This window comes from Fructilactobacillus sp. X8R4C1, from assembly GCF_059900905.1.
In genome coordinates this window covers 1-374 of record NZ_JBWXVJ010000008.1, presented here as the reverse complement: position 1 = coordinate 374, position 374 = coordinate 1, and the positions used below count along the sequence as shown (strand labels likewise).

The 374-nt window shown below is 38.5% G+C and carries 2 tRNA genes; both read left to right on the top strand.

The features are described from left to right. The first annotated feature begins 101 nt into the window (after nucleotides 1-101). Nucleotides 102-176: transfer RNA gene (locus tag AC6UDA_RS06940), tRNA-Ile, on the top strand. A 31-nt stretch (nucleotides 177-207) separates the two neighbouring features. Then, nucleotides 208-280, top strand: a tRNA-Ala gene (locus AC6UDA_RS06935). Nucleotides 281-374: the final 94 nt, after the last annotated feature.

Here is a 374-nt window from a genome sequence, read left to right as displayed (position 1 = left end):
GATCACCTCCTTTCTAAGGAAAAATTCGGAAACCTTACATTATTGAAGTCTTGTTTAGTTTTGAGAGTTTTACTCTCGTTAAAATAAATGTTCGCGCTTTTGGGTCTATAGCTCAGCTGGTTTAGAGCGCACGCCTGATAAGCGTGAGGTCGGTGGTTCGAGTCCACTTAGACCCATCGTTACTGGTAAGTGACAATCGAATATTTTGGGGAATTAGCTCAGCTGGGAGAGCACCTGCTTTGCAAGCAGGAGGTCAACGGTTCGATCCCGTTATTCTCCATTGACACGAAAGTGTCAACTTTGTTCTTTGAAAACTAGATAATATTATTTTCTGTATTAATTATATTTTAATTATAATTTTAACCGAGAAATAA